At 75.0% G+C, this 224-nt stretch carries 1 pseudogene; it reads left to right on the plus strand.

The window, feature by feature from the left end:
• Positions 1 to 224: pseudogene (locus IH13_RS0128785) on the plus strand (hypothetical protein); the annotation flags it as partial.

Raw genomic sequence — 224 nt, forward strand, 5'->3', positions numbered from 1 at the left:
CCAGCCGCTGATGGCCACCGAGCTGCTGTTCACCCTGCTGCTGGGCACGGCCGTCTTCCGGCACCGCCCGGGCGGCCTCACCTGGCTCTCGTTCCTCATGCTCGCGGTGGGCCTGGGACTCTTCCTCGGCGCCACGGGGCCGTCGACCGGCACCGCGACCGGGCAGGCGGGCACGTGGCTGCCCATCGGCCTCTGCGTCGCCGCCGCCCTGGCCGCTCTGTTCG

Origin of the sequence: Streptomyces sp. NRRL WC-3549 (genome assembly GCF_000721935.1) — a bacterium.
Classification (GTDB): domain Bacteria; phylum Actinomycetota; class Actinomycetes; order Streptomycetales; family Streptomycetaceae; genus Streptomyces.